16 protein-coding genes and 1 pseudogene are annotated in these 18,642 nt (G+C 61.7%); 9 read left to right on the plus strand and 8 right to left on the minus strand.

What is annotated here, in order from left to right:
- Positions 1-488: 488 nt before the first annotated feature.
- From KV697_RS13960 to KV697_RS13970, 3 genes are read left to right on the plus strand one after another with little or no spacing between them, the layout of a single operon-like run.
- On the plus strand, positions 489-1,694 hold the full coding sequence (locus tag KV697_RS13960) for an AAA family ATPase (protein ID WP_219018704.1): 1,206 nt from the start codon (positions 489-491) through the stop codon (positions 1,692-1,694).
- Entirely contained in the window at positions 1,687-4,194 is a 2,508-nt protein-coding gene (locus tag KV697_RS13965; RefSeq protein WP_219018705.1) for a S8 family peptidase, read from the plus strand. Before KV697_RS13960 ends, KV697_RS13965 begins: the two co-directional genes overlap by 8 nt.
- A gap of 15 nt (positions 4,195-4,209) precedes the next feature.
- Entirely contained in the window at positions 4,210-4,524 is a 315-nt protein-coding gene (locus KV697_RS13970; protein WP_219018706.1) for a hypothetical protein, read from the plus strand.
- Between the two features lie 577 nt (positions 4,525-5,101).
- Here KV697_RS13970 and KV697_RS13975 read toward each other — a convergent pair.
- The 3 genes from KV697_RS13975 to KV697_RS13985 all read right to left on the minus strand — a co-directional run bounded on the left by KV697_RS13975 (position 5,102) and on the right by KV697_RS13985 (position 8,085).
- Positions 5,102-6,532, minus strand: a complete 1,431-nt coding sequence (locus tag KV697_RS13975) for a YncE family protein (protein ID WP_257575347.1) — start codon at positions 6,530-6,532, stop codon at positions 5,102-5,104.
- Positions 6,529-6,897, minus strand: a complete 369-nt coding sequence (gene copM / locus KV697_RS13980) for a CopM family metallochaperone (RefSeq protein WP_257575348.1) — start codon at positions 6,895-6,897, stop codon at positions 6,529-6,531. Before copM ends, KV697_RS13975 begins: the two co-directional genes overlap by 4 nt.
- Before the next feature lie 96 nt (positions 6,898-6,993).
- Positions 6,994-8,085 carry a YeiH family protein gene (locus KV697_RS13985; RefSeq protein WP_257575349.1) on the minus strand — a complete coding sequence of 364 codons (1,092 nt, stop codon included), beginning with the start codon at positions 8,083-8,085 and terminating at the stop codon, positions 6,994-6,996.
- A 111-nt stretch (positions 8,086-8,196) separates the two neighbouring features.
- On the opposite strand from KV697_RS13985, the gene KV697_RS13990 reads away from it, so the two are divergent.
- Both KV697_RS13990 and KV697_RS13995 read left to right on the plus strand, forming a co-directional pair.
- Positions 8,197-9,069: a LysR family transcriptional regulator gene (locus KV697_RS13990; RefSeq protein WP_219018707.1), complete on the plus strand. Its 873-nt coding sequence runs from the start codon at positions 8,197-8,199 to the stop codon at positions 9,067-9,069.
- A gap of 768 nt (positions 9,070-9,837) precedes the next feature.
- Entirely contained in the window at positions 9,838-10,371 is a 534-nt protein-coding gene (locus KV697_RS13995) for a hypothetical protein (RefSeq protein WP_219018708.1), read from the plus strand.
- A gap of 500 nt (positions 10,372-10,871) precedes the next feature.
- On the opposite strand, the gene KV697_RS14000 is transcribed toward KV697_RS13995, so the two are convergent.
- On the minus strand, positions 10,872-11,675 hold the full coding sequence (locus KV697_RS14000; protein WP_219018709.1) for a lipid II flippase Amj family protein: 804 nt from the start codon (positions 11,673-11,675) through the stop codon (positions 10,872-10,874).
- Between the two features lie 139 nt (positions 11,676-11,814).
- The gene (gene sdhC / locus KV697_RS14005) at positions 11,815-12,234 is read right to left on the minus strand and encodes a succinate dehydrogenase, cytochrome b556 subunit (RefSeq protein WP_219018710.1); all 420 of its coding nucleotides are present in this window, start codon (positions 12,232-12,234) and stop codon (positions 11,815-11,817) included.
- A gap of 104 nt (positions 12,235-12,338) precedes the next feature.
- On the opposite strand from sdhC, the gene KV697_RS14010 reads away from it, so the two are divergent.
- Entirely contained in the window at positions 12,339-12,875 is a 537-nt protein-coding gene (locus KV697_RS14010; RefSeq protein ID WP_219018711.1) for a TetR/AcrR family transcriptional regulator, read from the plus strand.
- A gap of 494 nt (positions 12,876-13,369) precedes the next feature.
- Here the strand turns inward: KV697_RS14010 and KV697_RS14015 are convergent, their stop codons facing one another.
- Both KV697_RS14015 and KV697_RS14020 read right to left on the minus strand, forming a co-directional pair.
- Positions 13,370-14,149 (minus strand): alpha/beta fold hydrolase, encoded by a 780-nt coding sequence (locus tag KV697_RS14015; protein ID WP_219018712.1) that lies wholly within the window; start codon positions 14,147-14,149, stop codon positions 13,370-13,372.
- Positions 14,150-14,155: 6 nt separating this feature from the next.
- The gene (locus tag KV697_RS14020; protein WP_219018713.1) at positions 14,156-14,731 is read right to left on the minus strand and encodes an HD domain-containing protein; all 576 of its coding nucleotides are present in this window, start codon (positions 14,729-14,731) and stop codon (positions 14,156-14,158) included.
- Between the two features lie 154 nt (positions 14,732-14,885).
- Between KV697_RS14020 and KV697_RS14025 the strand changes: the two genes are divergently transcribed.
- The 3 genes from KV697_RS14025 to KV697_RS14035 all read left to right on the plus strand — a co-directional run bounded on the left by KV697_RS14025 (position 14,886) and on the right by KV697_RS14035 (position 18,162).
- A complete protein-coding gene (locus KV697_RS14025; protein ID WP_219018714.1) occupies positions 14,886-15,791 on the plus strand; it encodes a LysR family transcriptional regulator in 906 nt (301 codons plus the stop codon).
- A 114-nt stretch (positions 15,792-15,905) separates the two neighbouring features.
- Positions 15,906-17,630: a M61 family metallopeptidase gene (locus KV697_RS14030; protein WP_219018715.1), complete on the plus strand. Its 1,725-nt coding sequence runs from the start codon at positions 15,906-15,908 to the stop codon at positions 17,628-17,630.
- A 247-nt stretch (positions 17,631-17,877) separates the two neighbouring features.
- The gene (locus KV697_RS14035) at positions 17,878-18,162 is read left to right on the plus strand and encodes a MarR family winged helix-turn-helix transcriptional regulator (protein WP_374011414.1); all 285 of its coding nucleotides are present in this window, start codon (positions 17,878-17,880) and stop codon (positions 18,160-18,162) included.
- On the opposite strand, the pseudogene KV697_RS20145 reads toward KV697_RS14035, so the two are convergent.
- Positions 18,126-18,610, minus strand: a pseudogene (locus KV697_RS20145) (transposase); the annotation flags it as partial. The gene KV697_RS14035 and the pseudogene KV697_RS20145 overlap by 37 nt on opposite strands.
- Positions 18,611-18,642 lie beyond the last annotated feature (32 nt).

The raw sequence follows: 18,642 nt of genomic DNA on the forward strand, positions 1-18,642 counted from the left end.
CAGCTCGGCCAATCGCGACCATCTCGAGACGAGCCGATGGTCCTTATGCTACCAGCTTTCGACCGAATTGTATGGCAGTTCTGCACGGATCGCAGATCAACGGACGTCCGTTTGTAGAAATCGGATATATGGTCCTAAGCGTCTGCGGTCGGGTCTGCCCTTCGGCAGGTCAACCGCAGCCGCTCACGACCAACTCAAGCCGTTCCCATCAGCGGCCGGGAACGACCGCTCGGACCGAAAGCGGCCATATCTGATCAATGCATCTTTCGCGATGCATTCGACATCGTCACGGCGACCGCCGGTGAAGACCCTGCCGCCATACAAGCGACGAAGCCCGCGTCACATCTGACTCCTTCAATCGTGCAACCTATGATCGATTTTGCGCACCAATATCCGCGATTGTTGCAACGGATTGATGTTGAAACGCACTTCATCTCGGCATATACGCACCGAGACGGCGCAACCGTGCAACGCGCCCAGGATAAATCATGGAACATTTCACTATCATCCAAGCCCTCTGCCGCGCCGCAATGGCCGATGCGTCGCCAGCCCTGCGCAAGCAGGTCGAACGTCTGCGCGATGCTCTGGCCAAGGATGGCGAACAAAAGCAGGCGGCCACCCTGGCAGGCATCCTGACTACAGCGGAGCGCACCAAGGAGCTGGCGCCGAGCCGCATCGAACGCTCTAGAGCTCAAATTCTTGGCGAGCATCTGACCCGCAACACACCGGTTCCCGTTGATCGCGAAACGTCGGCCCCGCTGGCTGACATCATCTTTCCAGTCGACATCCAGTCAACACCTCCCCTGTTCAACTCGACCGTCAGTCAGGCCGTCGATACGATCATCGATGAATGGGTAAATTTCGACGCCCTCGCCGAGATTGACATACGGCCATCGAAGACCTGCCTCATTTACGGCGTCCCTGGGACGGGCAAAACGCGTTTGGCGCTCTGGATCGCTAAGCAGCTTGACCTGCCCGTCGTGCTCGTGAAGCTTGATGGTCTCGTATCGTCGTTTCTAGGAACCACGGCGCGCAACATTGGCAACCTGTTCACCTTCGCAAACCGCCACCGCTGCGTTTTGCTGCTGGACGAGTTTGACGCCATCGCGAAGGTTCGGGATGACCCGCAAGAAGTCGGCGAGATCAAGCGGGTCGTGAACGCGCTCCTGCAAAATCTCGATATACGCCGGGACGTGGGCTTTACGATCGGCATCACCAACCACCCTAAGCTGCTGGACTCAGCCGTCTGGCGGCGCTTCGAGGTCCAACTCGAAATCCCCAAGCCCGACTTCGAGATCCGCAAGGCGATTGCCGCGCATTTCATGCCGCCCGTAAAGGCTCCGGACAGCCATTTGCGGCTAATTTCTTGGTTCACGGATGGCTCGACCGGGGCGGAGATCGAGTCGCTCGTGCGCACATACAAAAAGGCGACCACGCTGCGCGATGAGGACAAGCGCGGGCTTTTGGACACGCTGCGCCAGTTCGCGACCCTGAACGCGGCGCGGGTTCAAAGCGAAAGGCGTGCGCTGCTGTTCGACGACCCCGGCACTCTGTTCCGGGCAATGCGCGACGATCCAATCCTCGGCTTCTCCATGGCCGATATCGGAGAGATCGCCGGCAAGGACAAATCAACAGTCAGCCGCCAGCTTGGCCGTGTAGCCAAGGCCGGCGAAGGGGAGGTTCCCAATGGCTAGCCCGATTCAGATCGTCCTCAACCCCGAGAATTATGAGGAAGCACGCGACGCTGGCGGGGGCGGCGGACACAAGGACTTCTTTGCGCACCGCAATGTCGAATTCGCCAAGCATAAGGCCGCGCTCATTAGCCAGATCGACACGATCTCGGGGGTTCTGAGCGCCCAGGCTCAAGGCGACGTCGGCTTTGTGAAAGTCATCCTGCGCCGAGAGGCTTGGGCCAAAAGCCACCGACCGGTCGGGAGTCTGTTCCGCAGCGATCGCACACCGGTCGTGGGCGGAGGTGATCTCGGTGTCATGATCGTTGAGGCTCGCCCCAGCGCCCTGCGGCAAGTCTCGGCACAGATTGAAAAAGCCGAAACGCATACGGAGATGCGGTTCAACGAGACCAAGCAGAAGGACGAACCCCACCCCACCGCTCGTAAAAGCGAGACGGGCGCGATTGACCGTATCGAACTCTACGGCCCATCAGACCGCCGCAGTTTCTCCGTGGAAGAAGCTGTCGCGTGGCTTTCCAGGCCCGCGACCGGCGGCAGCTATCAGGTCGAATTGTTTGAGGCTCTGCCGCCCCGCTCGGAATGGGATCGCCTCGATGCAGGCCAGCGCCGCCTTGTTGAAAGCTTCCTTGCTGGTTTCAGCCAGCTCGAACGCGGCCTGACCGTCGAACGCTTGCCCAATCACCGCAACAAGCATCCGCTGCTATCCGTCCGCCTCGACCAGTCGGGCGATCAACCAGTCCTGCAACTGACCGGATCGACGGTCAGAGAGCGACGCCGCGAGTTAGCGCCGTTCAGCCCGGACACGGCGCGCCACGCCCGCCTGCTGGCCTTTCTCGACAACCATCCACTGGTCCGGCGCATCGAATTGCCGGGCATCGTTGTCCGCGCAAGCCAGCCGGCCAGCGCTGTCGCCCGTGCCCGGCCGACCAATATTGCGCTACCGGTTCGCGATAGCCGCCGAACGCACCCTCGCATCGGGATCATCGATGGTGGCATCAGCGATGCATTGTCCGATTGGGTTATCGATCGCTGGGACATTCTCGCCGACGAAGACGCCGATCTCGCGCATGGCACCTTTATCGGCGGCCTGGCAGCCGTAGGCGGCGCCCTGAATGGCGTGGAAATTTGCCCGGAACCCGACGGCGCGGAGCTGGTCGATGTTGCCGTGTTTCCGAATGAGCGAAAGGCGGGGGCCTTCGCGTCCTACTACCCCGAGGGCCTCCCCCAATTCTTCGATGAAATGGAAACGGCAGTGTCCGATGCCCACGCCCGGCATGGAGTGCGGGTTTTCAACATGAGCCTCAACATTTTGCAGCCTGCGGCACCTGATCGCTATAGCCTTCACGCCGCGCGTCTCGATCACATCGCCGAGAGCAACAATGCGATCATGTTCATTTCGGCAGGGAACATTCAACCCCAGGATCTCCGGGCTGAATGGCCGGTGGATGCCACTGGGGCCCTGGCCAATCTCGCGACCGCCCGTAACGATAGCCTGCTGACCCCCGCAGAAAGCGCCCGCAACGTCGCTGTTGCGGCGCTCAACCCGCCGGGCCATGGCGGGTGCGTGCCATTTGCCCCGGCTCGTTACAGCAGGCGCGGTCCTGGTCTGCGCGCCGGCGTGAAGCCCGATCTGGCGCATATCGGTGGCGCGGGCTCCCTACATCCTGAACTCGGGCATGGACTGTTTTCAATCCTGCCGGACGGAACGATTGTGGATGGCTGTGGCACAAGCTATGCCGCGCCGCTCGCCGCCAAGACCGCCGCGGTTCTTGACCATGCGATCGAAGGCGAGGTCTCACGCGAGACCCTGATCGGCCTGATGGTCCACCACGCCGAAATGCCGGTGCCCTTGCAATCCAAGGAACTCGCACCGATCGCACGCCATATGGTGGGCTTTGGTCTTCCGCCCTCGGCAGACCGGATTCTAGAGACCGGCGACCACAGCATCACGCTGGTCTTCGCATCGCGTATTCAACGCGATCAGCAGATCAACTTCCGTTTCCCCTGGCCGGCCTCACTGGTCGGACCCGGCGGGAAATGCCGGGGGCGAGCGAAGATCACCTTGGTTTCCACGCCGCCCCTTGATGCACGGTTTGGATCGGAATTTGTCCGCGTGAACATCAACGCCACCTTGCAGCAGGAAACAGCAAAGGGTGGCTGGAAAGGCCAGTTGGAACCCCTTTATCTTCCGTCAAAACGCGAGGCCCCTGCTATCGAGGCGGAGCGCATTGAATATGATCTGAAGTGGAGCCCGATCAAAGTCCTGGCCAAGACTTTCCCGCGCGGCGTTGGGGCATCCACCAACTGGCGACTGTTCGTGGACTATCTAACTCGCGCCGGGGAGGTCATGCCCGAGGAAGGCGTGCCGTTCACAGCGATCGTCACCATCAGCGATCCGGATGCCGAGCAGCCGGTGTTCAACGATATGCGCCAGAGTTTGCAGGCCCTTGGCACGCAGATCGCGGATATCCGAACGGCAGCCCGCATTACACCGAGGGTTTGATAGGAAGAGGCTTGTATGGCGAAGTCAGTAGTTCTTGAAACCGGTCGCCGTTTTGCAACGATCACCGCAGCAAAACAGCATTTTGCGCCGATGCTCGAACGCAACGACCTCAAACAGCCGTTTTCCGGCGGTGATCTGGCGGATATAACCGCCCTCTATCGCGATTATTGCGCGAAGACGAATTGGCCGCTTCCCGTCGCGCCGGCGTCCTTCTTCGCAATTTACGAGCGTGACCAAGGGTATACCACACGCTGTTTCGGTGTGGCCTTCGCAGATGGCTCGTCAGGTAGGTTCTCGCTGGACAAGGCGCTCAAGGCAGTCGCTGTTTGAAACAACAGGGGCTAGCCCCAGACATGAACCTCGGTCGGTGGGATAAAGGATCAATGCAGCGGACACTTCGTCCAACACGGTTGCTTTCCTGCGTGGGATCGCAAGTGAACTCGCCGAGATTTAATGTCCGCATGGCCTGCGGCTAACAAACGGGGAATGGCCGATTTTCATGGAAGCGGTCGTTGGAAGGGGCCATGACGGTAATGTCCCACTTCTCGCCATTTCCGCCATAGCTGGTCGAGGTGTCGAGCGAACATGAATGGACGTCCGAAGTCGGGGACCGCAAAACGCCTGCCGAACGTCGTATTGTGGGTCTTAACAGCGGTTGAGTAAGTGATCGCGACATGGACGATCTTAGCCGCTCACCGCGTCGATCGCGTTTCCGGAACGCACTCCTTGGGAAGTGAGCGGCTTTCCGTTACTCCGCCTTCGCCTGCTAGTTTCGAGAAAGCGAACCGCGCAGGCGGCCATCAGCCTGATCGACGCTGCGGGATTCCTGTCAGCGGTTCGTATTTAGGAATGGGCAGTTGGAACGAGCATCTGGGACGCCCCGATGCTCGTTCAGGACGGGTACGCGTTACCGTTCGATCTGCCGTTGCACGACATTCCCTTCAGCGTCTGGCTGACCAGAGGCGATCACCAGATAGCGGCGCCCACCTGCGGGGGCGGCCTGCGTGACGATCTGCCGCAGCGGTCCGACCGCGTTGACGATCGCACCACCGGCGGGATTGGTCATGAACTTGGCCAGCGGTTCGACCGGGCCTTTGCCGTCGGGGCTGGTGGACAGGCCCAGAACGAACGGCATCTTGGGTGGCAGGCCCGCGACGGCGGCCTGCAGGATCTGCACCTGCCCTTGATCGAACAGCGTCACTTGGCTTTGGCCTGTGCCGGAGAGCATCAGCTGCACCTTCTCGCCTGCCTTTGCGAGCGGCTGAAGACCAGCCAGGCCGTCGCCCGATGGTACCGCGCCGGGGACATAGGCGACGCCTTGCGGGCCTTGCCCGATCGGGATGGTGGCGATGACCTTGTTCGTCGCGGTGTCGATCGCGGCCACCGCATCGGCATTTTCCAAGCCGACATAGATGCGGCTGCCGTCGCCCGAGGGCCACAGCCCGTGCGGCAGCGCGCCGACCAGGATCGTCGCGATCTGGGCGAAATTGTCGGTGCGAAACACCTTCACGACATTCTCGGTGCCGACCGTCACATAGGCGAACTGCCCGCGCGGCGTCTTCGCAATGTTGACGTGGTTGGTGATCGCGCCCGTCGCGAAGCTCTTCAGCACCGCGAATGGAGGCCTGGCGTCGAACACCATGACCTTGCCGATGTCCTTCAGCGTCAGCCACACCTGCTTGCCATCGGGCGTCGCGGCAATGTCGGGGCAGAAGGGACTTTCCTGCTTCACCCGGCCGACGATCTGCTTCGACGCGGTGTCGATCACCACGGTTTCGGGCGAGAAGCTGGAGCAGACATAGCCGTACTTCCCGTCCGGCGAGAAGATCGTCATGCCGGGACCGTTCGGGACGGAAATGCGGCCCGTCTCCTTGTAGGTCGTGCCATCGAGGACCGCGATATAGTCCTCGCCGCGCACGCTGACCCAGACCTCCCGGCCATCGGGGCGGAAGAAGGCCTCGTGCGGACTACGGCCAACATAGGTAGTGTGCCGGACGCTGTTGGTCGCGGTATCGATGAAGCTGACCGCATTCGATCCGATCGACACGACCGCCAGCGTCCGCCGGTCAGGCGAAAAGCCCATGCCGTGGACCAGCAACTGCCCACGATACAGCGGGCTGAGATTCATCGGCGTGGGATCACCCAGCTTGATGACGCCGAGCAGCCGATTGGCGGACGGATCGATGACCGACACGGTGTTGGAAAACTGGTCCGAGGTATAGAACCGGTCGCGGGGCGACATGGGCATGTCAGGCTGTGCGTTCGGCACCTGCTGCGCGGTCGCTGCGACGGGGGCCAGCGTGGTGCCCGCAAGGGCTGCAAGGATCAGCTGCTTCACCGATGGGTTCCTTCCGAGTGGTGGGTCTGAGGCGCGGCCGGAGCGCGGCCCTTTTCTTTCAGGATGGCCTGCATCACCGAGATCTCCTGCCGTTGCTCGACGATGATCCCCTGCGCCAGGCGACGTAGCCGCTCGTCCTTGCCGAAGCGGAGTTCCGCCTCGGCCATGTCGATGGCACCCTGATGATGCGGGATCATCATCGCGGCGAAGTCGCGGTCGAAATCGCCGGTCGAAGGGACCGCCATCGCCTGATGCATGCGCTGCATCGCACCGGCCATCGCGGTGGCGAAGTCGTTGGTCTGGGCCAGCGCCGCGCCGCTGAGCAGAGCGGCAGCAGCGAGCGTTGTCTTGAGTGTGATTCTCACAATATCGGCAACTCCATACGGTCGGACACGGGAGGTCCACGCATCCGGCTCAACATAAACCCATGTTATTCGATCCGCTTCGGCCGCGATCGGCCGTTAGGCGATGTGCAATAGCGCCAGCAGAGACATGCTGATCGCGCCCAAGCCGAGCAGCGACAGCACCACGGCAGTCGTCACCTTGCCGCCCGCCTTGGCGACCGTGCGGACGTCCACGCCCAGTCCCAATGCCGCCATCGACACCACGGTCAGCAAGGTGGCGATGCGGCCGATCGGCATGATCGCGGCGGTCGGCACCAGTCCCATCGACCGACAGGCGACCATCGCAAGAAATCCGACGATGAACCACGGGACCAGATGGGCGAGGTCGAACTTCCTTGGCGCTGCGGTACCTGCCACAAGCTCTCCGGCAGGCAGCTCCTGCGGGGCAAGGCGCGGCGCAATCAGCGACAGGACGAGGCAGACTGGCCCCAGCATCAGCACACGGACCAGCTTGACCAACGTCCCCATCTGCACGGCCGCAGCCCCCAGTGGCGAGGCGGCCGCGATCACCTGCGGCACCGCATACACAGTCAGTCCGGCGAGCGCGCCGAAAGCAATGCCGCTCATGCCGAGCGCGATCCCAAGCAGCGGCAGGCCCAGCACGACGATGACACCCAGTACGGCGGTAAACGCAATGGAGGCGGCGACGTCGTCGCTGTCGGCCCCGATTACCGGCGCGACCGCGGCGATGGCCGAATTGCCGCAGATCGAGTTGCCGCACGCGACCAGCAGTGCCATGCGCGTTGGCAGGCCCAGCAAACGACCTATGCCGAAGCTCAGCAGGATCGCACTGGCCACCACGCCGGCGATGCCGACAAGCAGGGGTACGCCAGCAGCCAGGATGGTGGCGGCGCTGACCGAGGCCCCGAGCAGGACGACCGCGACCTCCAGCAGATATTTGGCGCTGAACGCGATGCCGTTATGCCATCTGTCGCCGGGCGTCCACAGGCTGCGGATCGCGGTGCCGATCAGGATGGCGAGCACCAGCGCCTCCAGCCACGCCTTGCCCGCGATCGCGCGCTCGCCTGCTTCCAGCGAATAGGCGGCGCCGGTCACGGCCAGGCACAGACCGATACCCGGCAAAAGGGCGAGCAGTCGATGAGACCGCCCGGTGGCTGCAGCAGTGTTCGGTCGAGCGATGGTGGTCACGGGGGGATGTTCCTTCCGCTGCATCATCTATGCCCCAGCCATCGATCGTTCCAACGCATCTATATTGTTATTCCGATCGCCATACGCGATTGAATGAGATAAAGGACCGGCATGACGCTGGAACAGCTTCGCATCTTTGTTGCCGTGGCCGAGCGCGAGCATATGACCGCGGCGGCCCGCGCGTTGAACGTTACGCAATCAGCGGCCTCAGCAGCCATCGCTACGCTGGAGGCACGGCATGCGATCAAGCTGTTCCACCGTGTCGGGCGCGGTATCGCGCTGACCGAAGCAGGGCGACTGTTCCTGGCGGAAGCGCGCGGCGTTCTGGCGCGGGCGGAAACGGCCGAGACGGTGCTGCGCGACCTCGGCGGCCTGGCGCGCGGCACACTCCGAGTCGTCGCCAGCCAGACGATTGCCGCTTATTGGCTGCCGCCCTTCCTCGCGACCTTCCACGCGCGTCACCCGGCGATCGATATCGACCTGGCGATCGGCAACAGTGAACAGGCGGCCGCGCGTGTGCATGATGGCGTGGCAGACTTGGGAATCATCGAAGGACGGATCGATGATCCGGCGCTGGCGCATTGGCCGATCGGTGAGGATCGCTTGCTGCTGGTCGGTGCCAAGCCGTTCGGAAACGCGGCGATCGACGCCGTTTGGCTGCATCGGGCACGCTGGGTGCTGCGCGAACCGGGCTCCGGCACGCGCTCGACCTTCGACAGCTACCTGCGCCGCCTGGATGTTGATCCCGCAACACTCGACGTGGCGTTGACGATGCCCTCCAACGAGAGCGTCCGCACGGCTGTCGAGGCCGGGGCTGGCGTCGCCGTTCTGTCGGCGCTGGTGGTCGAACCCGCCATCGCGGTAGGCACGCTGCATGTCGCCCCAATCGCGTTCGAGCCTCGCCCTTTCTTCGGGCTACGGCACAAGGAGCGCTATCGCACGAAAGCTGCGGATGCTCTGTTAGACGTGATCGCCTCGCGATAGGTTTCTCGATTTCGAGGCGTTGCCGGGTTTTGGGAAAGATATTTGTTCCCCTGATATTCGATCCTTTTCGGGACAGCTAGCGACCGCGCGGCGTGCGCCGATGCTCGCTGCACTACTCCCGCTTCGAGCATGAACGAACGTCCGAAGCTGGGAAGCGATGAATATGGCGCGAATGACCGGATGTGGGTCGCCGCGGCAGCAAGGAAGGGCGGCCGGAACTAGAATCTAGGCGTACAACAATTGAAGTCGTGATCGAACTGCGTATCCGGAGTTAGCTTGAGACTGGATACTGGAAGCATGGTGGAAAAGGCCTGAAACCTTACAGAGATACGGATTTCGCGAGGAACCTGAAGATTGCCGAGATGGTGCATAAGGCAGCTCTATGCCTAAGCTGCCATTGAGTTGTGAGAGGTATTTTTGGCCTATTATTTTATTGTTGTCTTAATCATGTTATTGTAGGTACACTCGGCGATGACGATCCCACTTTATCATAGCACTAACTGGGCCGGGCTGACCTCCATCATTCTGGACGAGCTTATTAGGCCTGGCGCCATACTACCCGCAGACCGGTCGCACTTACATCTTGGGAAATTAGCTGACCGGAACCTGCATTTTGCTTGGTTTAGCACGCATCGCTGGTCCTACAGTCGCTTCGGCGCTTACATCTTCGAGATCGATGGGAACGAGCTTGTCACATCCGAGCTTGTACCGCTGGGAAAATACAATGGCGCTCGCTGTTACGTGGCGGCACCTAGAATGCTCGTACGCATGATCGCCAAGACGCTTGGAGTCACGCCCATCGACACAGTCACCGATATAAACTGGCGGCCCCAGTCCGCTAGGGACCGTGTTGATATTCTTGTTCCTTGGCCGGTTCCTGCTGGCGACACCATCGAATTTACGGGATCTGCGCGCGCCGAAGACGTCGGATGCGATGACAACGGGCGGCATGCCAGAGCCCGCTTTATGTCCACTATGCTTCTCACGGGCTGCCATCAGTTTGACCGCGCACTTGCCGATGTGGACGCGGTTGGAGCGGACATGCTGAGCGCGTTGCTAGGAATAACGTCCTCGGCCTTTGATAAGAGAGCAGCGGTTGCGAAGGCCAATCCGCTGCCAACCGGAACGAACTATCTCGACATGGCGCTGAATGCTCTGGTCGATGGCGACGTCGGTGCAGCGTGTGAAGCGGCTGCGCACTATGGAACAGAAATTGCCGTTGCTAATAAGGTGGCACTCGTTCTCTCCAAACATTTTAGTCGGCCTGTTTGCGGGCATGTGATCCATGCCCGCCTTCCGTAAGGAAATGCCATCAAGAGTGTGACACGGTGGACTGGATGGCCGCTATTTGCACAACAGCCGTAGTTCGGCACGTCGCATGCGAACGGGTGGAATGTCCCACTTCTCGCCACTTCCGCCATCGCAGGTCGAGGCGTCGGGCGAACATGAATGGATGTCCGATGTTGGGGAGCGCGAAACGACCGCTGAGTGTCGTATTGTGGGTCTTGTTGTCTCAGCCTGGCGTGCAAAACCGACCCGTTGTTCGCCGATTTAGCATTCGGCGCGGCCTCCCGAAACCATCCGTTCAAACTACTCGCAGCAGTCCCGTTTCTCCATGTCCGGCAGGCAGTTTCGGGAAAATGCAATTGGGAACAGGTTTTGGAAAAGGGCTTAATCAGGAGGCATCTGGAACGTGAGCCTCCCAATGCTGTCCCTCTGAACCTTCCCAAACGGGACGGCTGCGACCGTGCCGCGTGCCGTTCAAAATCAAGACCGCTGGATCAAATCCAACATGATCCACACTAAACCGCAGATGCAATCAGGGAGATCAGCATAGCAGCTGGCACAAAGAATATCTGGGCAAGCACCGTGCCGAGTAGTCGGCTCAGCGAGACCCAAACGATGGTTCGGCGGAACAGAGCAGCATCAACACGTCCTTCAACCACGTCGTCGGTCATAACGGAAAGTTGGGGGTCGATGAGCGCAAACAAGAGGATTGTCGCAAACCCGTTAATCACAGCCGATAGCTGGGATGCGGTCACTCGGAACGCCGGATTGAGATAGCCAGCATAGAGGGAGGCGAGCACTCCGACCGTGATAAGGGCTTGAGCGAGCACATTTGCTGTGAGGACGCCCCAACCTACGCCGCGTGGACGGGCCAGATCACGCAAATGCGTGGAGGTCGGTATTCGCACAGACTGCCTTATCGCGGAGAGCCCCGCTGGTGTTGCCGTTCGCAACAGCATCCGACCTGTCGATCGGTGCTGCTGAAAGTAGCCGATCGCTCTAGCGAACAGACGCTGACCCGTGGGCACAAGCAGGATGCCAAGGAATACGGCGAGACTCGCGCTTGATAGTACGATCCGAAAGTCATGGGTCAGGGATGCGCCACCACCGTTGGCTATGCGCGTTTCGATCCGTTTAGCGAGGAACGGACCGAGAAAGCTGTTCGAGGTTCGGCTGACTAATACAAGCATGTTGAACAGCGCAAAGCTCATGGCAATGCGACCAGTTCGGACCCCGGCGATCCGGGCAGCGTAAGCAAGCGTACCAATGAGATTGATGCCTGCGGTGAGTGCGCAGATGATGACGAGTTGCCGGTCCATTTCTCAGGCTACACCATATTTTGGCGGCTGATGCAGCCCATTCATCCCCATATATCTGGCCCTGAAATGCGGTTTCTCGAAATACCATCGCAAATGGGATGGCCTTCGCCGTCCCACCCGCCGTTCATTTTCAGGACAACTAGCGGAGCAACAGCCAGCCCCAATAGCTGATCGTCAGGATGGTTGCCCCGGTGAAAACCATCAGTGACGACCGACGTGCTGTCTTAAGCTCATAACCGGCACCCACATCCATGAAGAAATGGCGCACGCCCGACAGCATGTGTTGGAACACCGCCCATGTCAGTCCGATCAACAGCAGCCGTCCGAACCAGCCTGACCAGAATAAAAGGAAGTGGGTATATACCCTCGGACCGGAAGCTACCGCGCTAAGAAACCAGATCAGCGCGGGCACGCCAATAAGCGCCAGCCCAACACCCGTAATGCGATGGACAATCGAGACGATAGCCCACGGCCCCCAACGCCAGATAGTCAAATGAGGCGAGAGAGGACGCCGATAGGGAGAGCGCTCAGGCAAATCACAACCTCGTTTCAGATACATGCTGTATCCAAATACATCATGTATCTGAGCTTTTGCAATGCTATACTCTGCGTATGACCCGTCCGACACGCACTGAAACCGCAGCCGCCACCCGGACAGCCCTATTGGCGGCTGCAAACGCTCTCTTCCTGAAAGAAGGCTTCGCGCACACGACCATCAACGCGATCGTGCGGGAAGCGGGCTTTACGCGCGGGGCATTCTATGCCCATTTCACGTCCAAGGATGACGTGCTGGTTTGCCTCGTTACCGCGCTCGCAGACGAAGCGACGCCCCGCCTATTGAAGATAATTGCGGCGTGCACGACCGGCGATCAGGTGATTGCTGCGGTCTCGGAGTGGGTAGCAGAGCGAAGTAACTCGCAGGATGTAGCGTTGCTGATCCTTGAGGCAGCGCGCATTGGTGGACCTGCGACTGGCGACTTGCCTGCACTCTTCGCTGCTCGATGGGTCGAGGTAGGTGAAGCAATCACAGCGTTTTTTCCGGATCATGATGAAACTTTACGGCCCGACGAAATCGTCGCGATCGTCGTCGGGCTTACCTATGGTCCTGTAGGAAGCGGCCTTACCGGGCATGATGCAGGGCGGCTCGCCTCGGTCGCTTTGAGAGCCGTTTTAGGGCACGCGCGTAAGCATACGGTCTGACGTAGCTTCAGCTTCTCCCACTTCACCATCGCAAATGGGACGGCTCAGGCCGTCCCACCCGCCGTTCGTTTTTGGGAAAGGGCTGGGGCGAGTGGGGCGTTACCGTCATGATCGAGGGTCGCGACCTCGATCATGACGGTGACGCTCGTACTTGCTAACCTTGGCCTCCCGGTAGTTGGCAAGGCCATATCGTTCGAAGCCCAGCTTCGCCGCCAGCCTGATCGATGACGTGTTCTCGGGGTCAATAATGCAGACACAGCGCGTCTCGGGGGCGCTCACGATCGTACCATCCTAGCATCGCGCCCATCGCTTCTTCCCGCGTGACCGGTAGACCACGAATGAAGCGCAGCACCGCCTCATCCCTCGGCAGAGCATAAACCGCCTCGGCATCATCGAGTGCATGAGGGCGCAGTGTCAGCCGATCGGTTACTATTGAAGGTCGTTTCAAGCTGTTACTCTCGGGGCTTTGGAGAGATCACCTCTTGGGCGGACAGCTACTTAACCGACGCCACGAACGCTGCGATCAGCCCGGCAATTTCGGTCGGCGCTTCCAACGGCAGCAGATGCCCGACGCCAGATAGGACCGTGAATCGGTGGTGCTTGAGGTGAGGAAGCAGCTTCGCCCGCACCGTGTCGACCGTATCCACCCGGTCGCCTTCACCACTTACTACCGCGACCGGCACGTTGATGGCTTGCGTCGCCGCCGTGATGTCCTCGCCGCTCGACTGTGCGGGCCAGGCTCGTTTTGCCTGCGCCGCGCCGCCCAGACTATCCGTGATGATCTGTTGGCGATCCGTCTGGCCAAGCGTGCTGGCCGTCAACACATGGTCGATCGTCGCCTCGACGCTTTCGCGGGTATCGTAGGCCGTCGCCATCATGTCGCGGGCCGGCCCCTCAAGCGCCAAGGGGGTGGGCGGAGCGGACGCGACCAGCACTAGGCCAACGAGGCCGGCCGGGTGCCGTGACGCGATGAGCTGCGCGACCTTGCCGCCCATTGAGTGACCAACCAGCACATAGCGGGACAGGCCCAAGGAAGCGATCAGCCGCTCCGCGTCGTCCGCCATGTCGGCGAGCGCATACCCCTTCTCGGACGCGTCCGACTGCCCCCACCCGCGCTGATCGAGCGCGACGGTGCGGAATTGGTTGTCGAGCCGATCGATGACGTGGCGCCAGGTCCGCGAGGAGCCGCCCCAATAGTGCAGGAACACGAGGGCAGGCTCGCCTGCGCCGCGATCCTCGAAATGGATGCGAGGCTTATCGTTGGTGAAGGGCATGGTGGCCTACTCCGTGAAATGAGAGTTGTGGACGATCTGGCAGAAGTCCGGGATCGGCAGGCCCTTCTGGTGCCGACCGACCTCGCCCATCAGGTTGACGGCACCGGTTGCGGGCTTCTGCCTGGCGATGCGGGCCATGGCCTCCAAGAACGCCACTTTGAACCCGAGCCGCGGCCACTCCGCCAGGATCGCATCGACCGCTTCCGTCCCGATCAGCTCGCGGGGAGCGGCACCCACGTCGATGCCGGCGCTGAGCTGGACCAAGGCAATCTCCGGGGCCTTGCGCTGCGGCACGCCGAGCGTGGTGTGAAGCGCGATGGCGTCCCAGACGATGGCGATCTTGGCGTCAGGGTAGCCTTGCCGGGAGAGGAAATCGGCTGCGGCATCTGCCCCGTCTATCTCGAACCGTTCCCCGGCCACGAACCGGTCGACCAGGCCAAGGTCGTGCAGCAGGCACCCGACGAACAGCATCTCTTCGTCGAACGCGGCACCTTGCGCCCGGCCGGCCTGCCGGCCGAAGCCGAAGCTCCGCATCAGGTGATTGTAGAGGAAGGCGGGCGAGTGATCGCGCGCCAGCGCCATCGTCGCCAAGCAGATCGGGGTATCAGGATAGTCCATCGGTTCGGGCCTCACGGTGCCGAAACCAGATGCAGTGTTCATGACGTGAGCGGAAGCCGGTGATCCTTATCACCATCCGATAATGATGGTATCGGGTGGCATGGATCGGTTGCGGGGCATGGCTGTGTTCGTCACTGCGGTACGGCTCGGCTCATTGATGGGCGCGGCGCGTCACCACGGCCTGTCGCCATCGATGGCCGGCAAGCACGTCGCACGATTGGAGCAGGAGGTGGGTGCCCGGCTGCTCACCCGCACATCGCGGACGCTCGCGCTCACCGAGCCGGGCCAGGCGTTCTACGCCCGCTGCCAGCGCATCTTGCAGGAATATGAGGCGGCGCGCGACGAGGCTGGCGACGCGGAAGCCGCGATCAGCGGCCCTCTCCGCCTATCCGCCCCCCTGCTTTATGGCACGACCCGACTGCGCGCCGTTTTCGCGCGCTTCATGGCGGCCCATCCCAGGGTGGTTCTCGACGTGAACCTTGGCGACACCTATGCCGACCTACAGCAGGGCGACATCGACCTGGCCGTGCGGATCGGCCGCCTGGCGGACTCCGCACTGATCGGGCGCAAGCTGGAGACCTGCCCGATGCTGTTGTGCGGCGCGCCCGTACTGATCGGCGACGACCCCGCGCGCGACACGCTGGAAGCGGCGCAAGCGCACCTGCGGCTCGAGTTCAGCGAAGCCGTGTCGGTCAGCGACTGGACCGTGCAGGCGGCATCTGGTGAGACACATCGGATCGCTGGCCCCGTTCGGATGCGCTCGAACAACATGACCGTGCTGCTCGATGCGGCGCTCGCTGGCCTTGGCATCGCCTACGGCCCGGCGTTCGTGTTCGCTCCACACATACGGAACGGCGAGCTGCGCCCGTTACTCGCCGCTTGGCACCCACCCGAGCTGTTGGTGCAGGCGGTCTATGCACCAGGCAAGCGACCATCCGCCAAGGTACGGGTGCTGCTCGACTTCCTCGCCCAAGAGCTACGCCAAGACGACCGCGCGAAAACCTCGAAATCTGGGTTGGAATGAGCCGCCAATTTCCCGTTTCTCGATCGCAAATGGGACGGCTCAGGCCGTCCCACCCGCCGTTCCCAAACGGGAAAGTATGATTGTCGAAGCGCGCACCGTCGCTACCATGGGGACATGCGCCTCCTCTTTAGTATCGCCGCCCTGATGTTGGTGTCTGCCGCACCACCATTCGCACAGCAGCCCGTCCAATATATGCTGGCGCCGGAGGTATCCGGCGGCAATCTCACGGCCTTGCGGGTCCAGGTCCGCTTCCGCGCTGATCCTTCGGGCACCACTGACTTCCGATGGGATGACGGTTGGAGCGGCGAGCGTCACCTGTGGCAATGGGCGCGAGATCTGAAGGTCCAGGGTGCGACGGGCGTCGAACAGAGCAATGACGGGCATTGGCGCATCCGCGCCGCCCCCGACGCGAGCCTGACTGTGACCTATCGCATCGTGTCGGCATATGACCACGATCCGACCGTCGAGGACAGCGAACAGGCGCGACCAGTTGTCCGGCCGGGCTGGTTCTATGCCGCGGGCAACGCGCTGTTCGGCTTCCCCGCCGACCGCGAGAAAGCGCCCGCGACCTTCGACTGGACAGGCGCATCGGGGATCGGCTTCGTGTCTGATCTCGAACATCTCGCGGGCCGGACCCGCGCGGCGCTTCGCCCCGGCACCGTGGCCGACGCGCTGGAAAGTATCGTCATCGGCGGACATGACCTCAGGACGTTTCCGGCACGGGACGGGTCCGGCGTACGCGTAGCAACGATTGGTAGCTACGCCTTCACGCCGGAGCAGTTGGATGACCTCGCCCGGCGGGTTATCACCGTTGAGCGGGATTTCTGGCGGACGGACCGGGGTGCGCCCTTTCTGGTGACGGCGGCTCCCCTCGTGGGCAAGCCGGCGGTGATGAGCTTCGGTGGCACCGGTCGCGGTGATGCCTTCGCGCTATGGGTCGATCAACGCGCACCGCTGGACCGCATGAAATGGCTGCTCGCCCACGAGTATTTTCATAGCTGGAACCCCGCCCGGCTCGGCACGATGCCCAAAGATCGGGATACGCGACCGGCGCATTATTGGTTCAGCGAGGGCTTCACCGACTATTACGCGCGAGCCCTAATGGTTCGTGCCGGCGTGATTTCCCCGGCCGACTTCGCCGCCCAATGGAACGAGATGCTGGCCGCCTATGCCGGATCGCCGGTGCAGACCTTGACGGGCGCGAAGGCGGCATCTGCCTTCTGGGACAATGACGCTGCGCAGAAGCTTGCCTATCAGCGAGGGGCGCTCCTTGCTGCGATCTGGAACCGGCGACTACTGGAGGCCAGTGGCGGACGGACAAACCTCGATACGGTGATGCTTGCGCAATTAGCGGCGGCCCGTACGTCCGACGGCTACGCGACCGACATCTTTCGCCGTCTGGCCGCGCGCAGTCGACTGAGTGTGGATGACGACGAGGCACGCCATCTGGCTCGCGGGGAGCCGATCCTGTTGCCCGCCGACACCTTCGGGTCATGCGCGACGATCGTCACCGAACAACGCCCCTCCTTCTCACGAGGGTTCGATGCCGAGGCGACCGCCGCTGCCGGCAACGTCGTGACGGGAATTGATCCTGGCCATCCCGCCTATGCGGCGGGCCTGCGTAACGGCATGAAGATTCTTGAACGAACCGAAGGGGAACCGGACAACGCCCTTGTTCCCTATGGACTGCTGGTCGAGGATCAGGGTGCAAAGCGCACCATTCGTTACCTTCCGCAAGGGAAGGAGCGGGTTTCCGTCCAGCAGTTGCAGATCACAAGGCCAAGTGACCGGCAATGCGGGCAGACTTTGGGCGGAATGGCGAGCGCAACGCTCGGCTGATAGAAGGCACCGATTTTCCCGAAATCGCGTCATTCAGACGTTTCGAGAAGCCTAATATTCTCCCGTTTCTCGATCCCAATCGGGAAAGCTGACCGCCCTCCGCTTGTGACTGCACGGTCATGGCCTCTTTCGAGCAAAGATGGTTCAAGGGGGCATGATAGAACCCACAGCCGAACAGGTCCGACAACTCACCCTGGCTTTCGAGCGATTCACCCGTCGATTCAAAATCACCGAGGCTGCGTCGGCGATGGAAAGTTCGCTCACCGCCCTCGACGTTCAGACCCTCCTGTTCGTGAACGAGCATCCCGGATGTACCCTGGGGGATGTGGCTCGAAGTCATCAGGTTGCGCTGACCACGATGTCGTCGTCGATCGATCGTCTGGTGCGCCGGGACATGGCAAAGCGCGAGCGATCGGAGGCGAACCGGCGAACCGTGGCGCTGTCGATCACTGAAAAGGGCGAGAAGGTCGTCGCTGGCTATGTCGAGGGTTATCAGCCCTCGCGCCGGAGCAGCACGTGGATACGGCGATAGCCATATCGTACCCGCGTCTCGGCGATCTCCTTCATCCGCTTCTTCAGGTCGGCCTGATCTGCGCGGCACCCACGATAGTGGTAGCTCGACCGCTCCGCCCGGAGCACCCCGCAGGCCCGCCTGATGCTGACCTGCCAGGTGCTGCGAACATCGTCGACGAGCTGCCGGCGCCGGTCAGGCCTCAGAGCTTTCGCGAGACGACATCCTGTAACATCGCCTTGTCGAGGCTCAGGTCAGCGACCAACCGCTTCAGCTTGGCATTCTCTTCCTCAAGCTGGCGCAGCCGCCGCATCTCCGACGGCATCAGCCCTGCATACTTCTTGCGCCAGGCGTAGAACGTCGCTTCGCTGATCCCGGTTTTGCGGCACACCTCGCCAACACTCGTGCCGTCCTCGGCCTGCTTCAGCACGAAGGCGATCTGCGCCTCCGAAAACTTCGACCTCTTCATCGCTCGCTCCGCTTCCTTGGCCCTCCTTCATA

This window comes from Sphingomonas sanguinis (assembly GCF_019297835.1).
GTDB lineage: Bacteria > Pseudomonadota > Alphaproteobacteria > Sphingomonadales > Sphingomonadaceae > Sphingomonas > Sphingomonas sanguinis_D.

Excerpts from the sequence above, each read along its gene's own strand:
- KV697_RS14020 (WP_219018713.1), bottom strand. The coding sequence starts at position 14,731 with ATGGCGCTGGCGCGCGATCACTCGCCCGCCTTCCTCTACAATCACCTG.
- KV697_RS13995 (WP_219018708.1), top strand. The coding sequence starts at position 9,838 with ATGATCGCCAAGACGCTTGGAGTCACGCCCATCGACACAGTCACCGAT.
- KV697_RS14015 (WP_219018712.1), bottom strand. The coding sequence starts at position 14,149 with ATGCCCTTCACCAACGATAAGCCTCGCATCCATTTCGAGGATCGCGGC.
- KV697_RS13990 (WP_219018707.1), top strand. The coding sequence starts at position 8,197 with ATGACGCTGGAACAGCTTCGCATCTTTGTTGCCGTGGCCGAGCGCGAG.
- KV697_RS14025 (WP_219018714.1), top strand. The coding sequence starts at position 14,886 with ATGGCTGTGTTCGTCACTGCGGTACGGCTCGGCTCATTGATGGGCGCG.
- KV697_RS14035 (WP_374011414.1), top strand. The coding sequence starts at position 17,878 with ATGGAAAGTTCGCTCACCGCCCTCGACGTTCAGACCCTCCTGTTCGTG.
- KV697_RS13970 (WP_219018706.1), top strand. The coding sequence starts at position 4,210 with ATGGCGAAGTCAGTAGTTCTTGAAACCGGTCGCCGTTTTGCAACGATC.
- KV697_RS14000 (WP_219018709.1), bottom strand. The coding sequence starts at position 11,675 with ATGGACCGGCAACTCGTCATCATCTGCGCACTCACCGCAGGCATCAAT.
- KV697_RS13965 (WP_219018705.1), top strand. The coding sequence starts at position 1,687 with ATGGCTAGCCCGATTCAGATCGTCCTCAACCCCGAGAATTATGAGGAA.
- KV697_RS13960 (WP_219018704.1), top strand. The coding sequence starts at position 489 with ATGGAACATTTCACTATCATCCAAGCCCTCTGCCGCGCCGCAATGGCC.
- KV697_RS14030 (WP_219018715.1), top strand. The coding sequence starts at position 15,906 with ATGCGCCTCCTCTTTAGTATCGCCGCCCTGATGTTGGTGTCTGCCGCA.
- sdhC (WP_219018710.1), bottom strand. The coding sequence starts at position 12,234 with ATGTATCTGAAACGAGGTTGTGATTTGCCTGAGCGCTCTCCCTATCGG.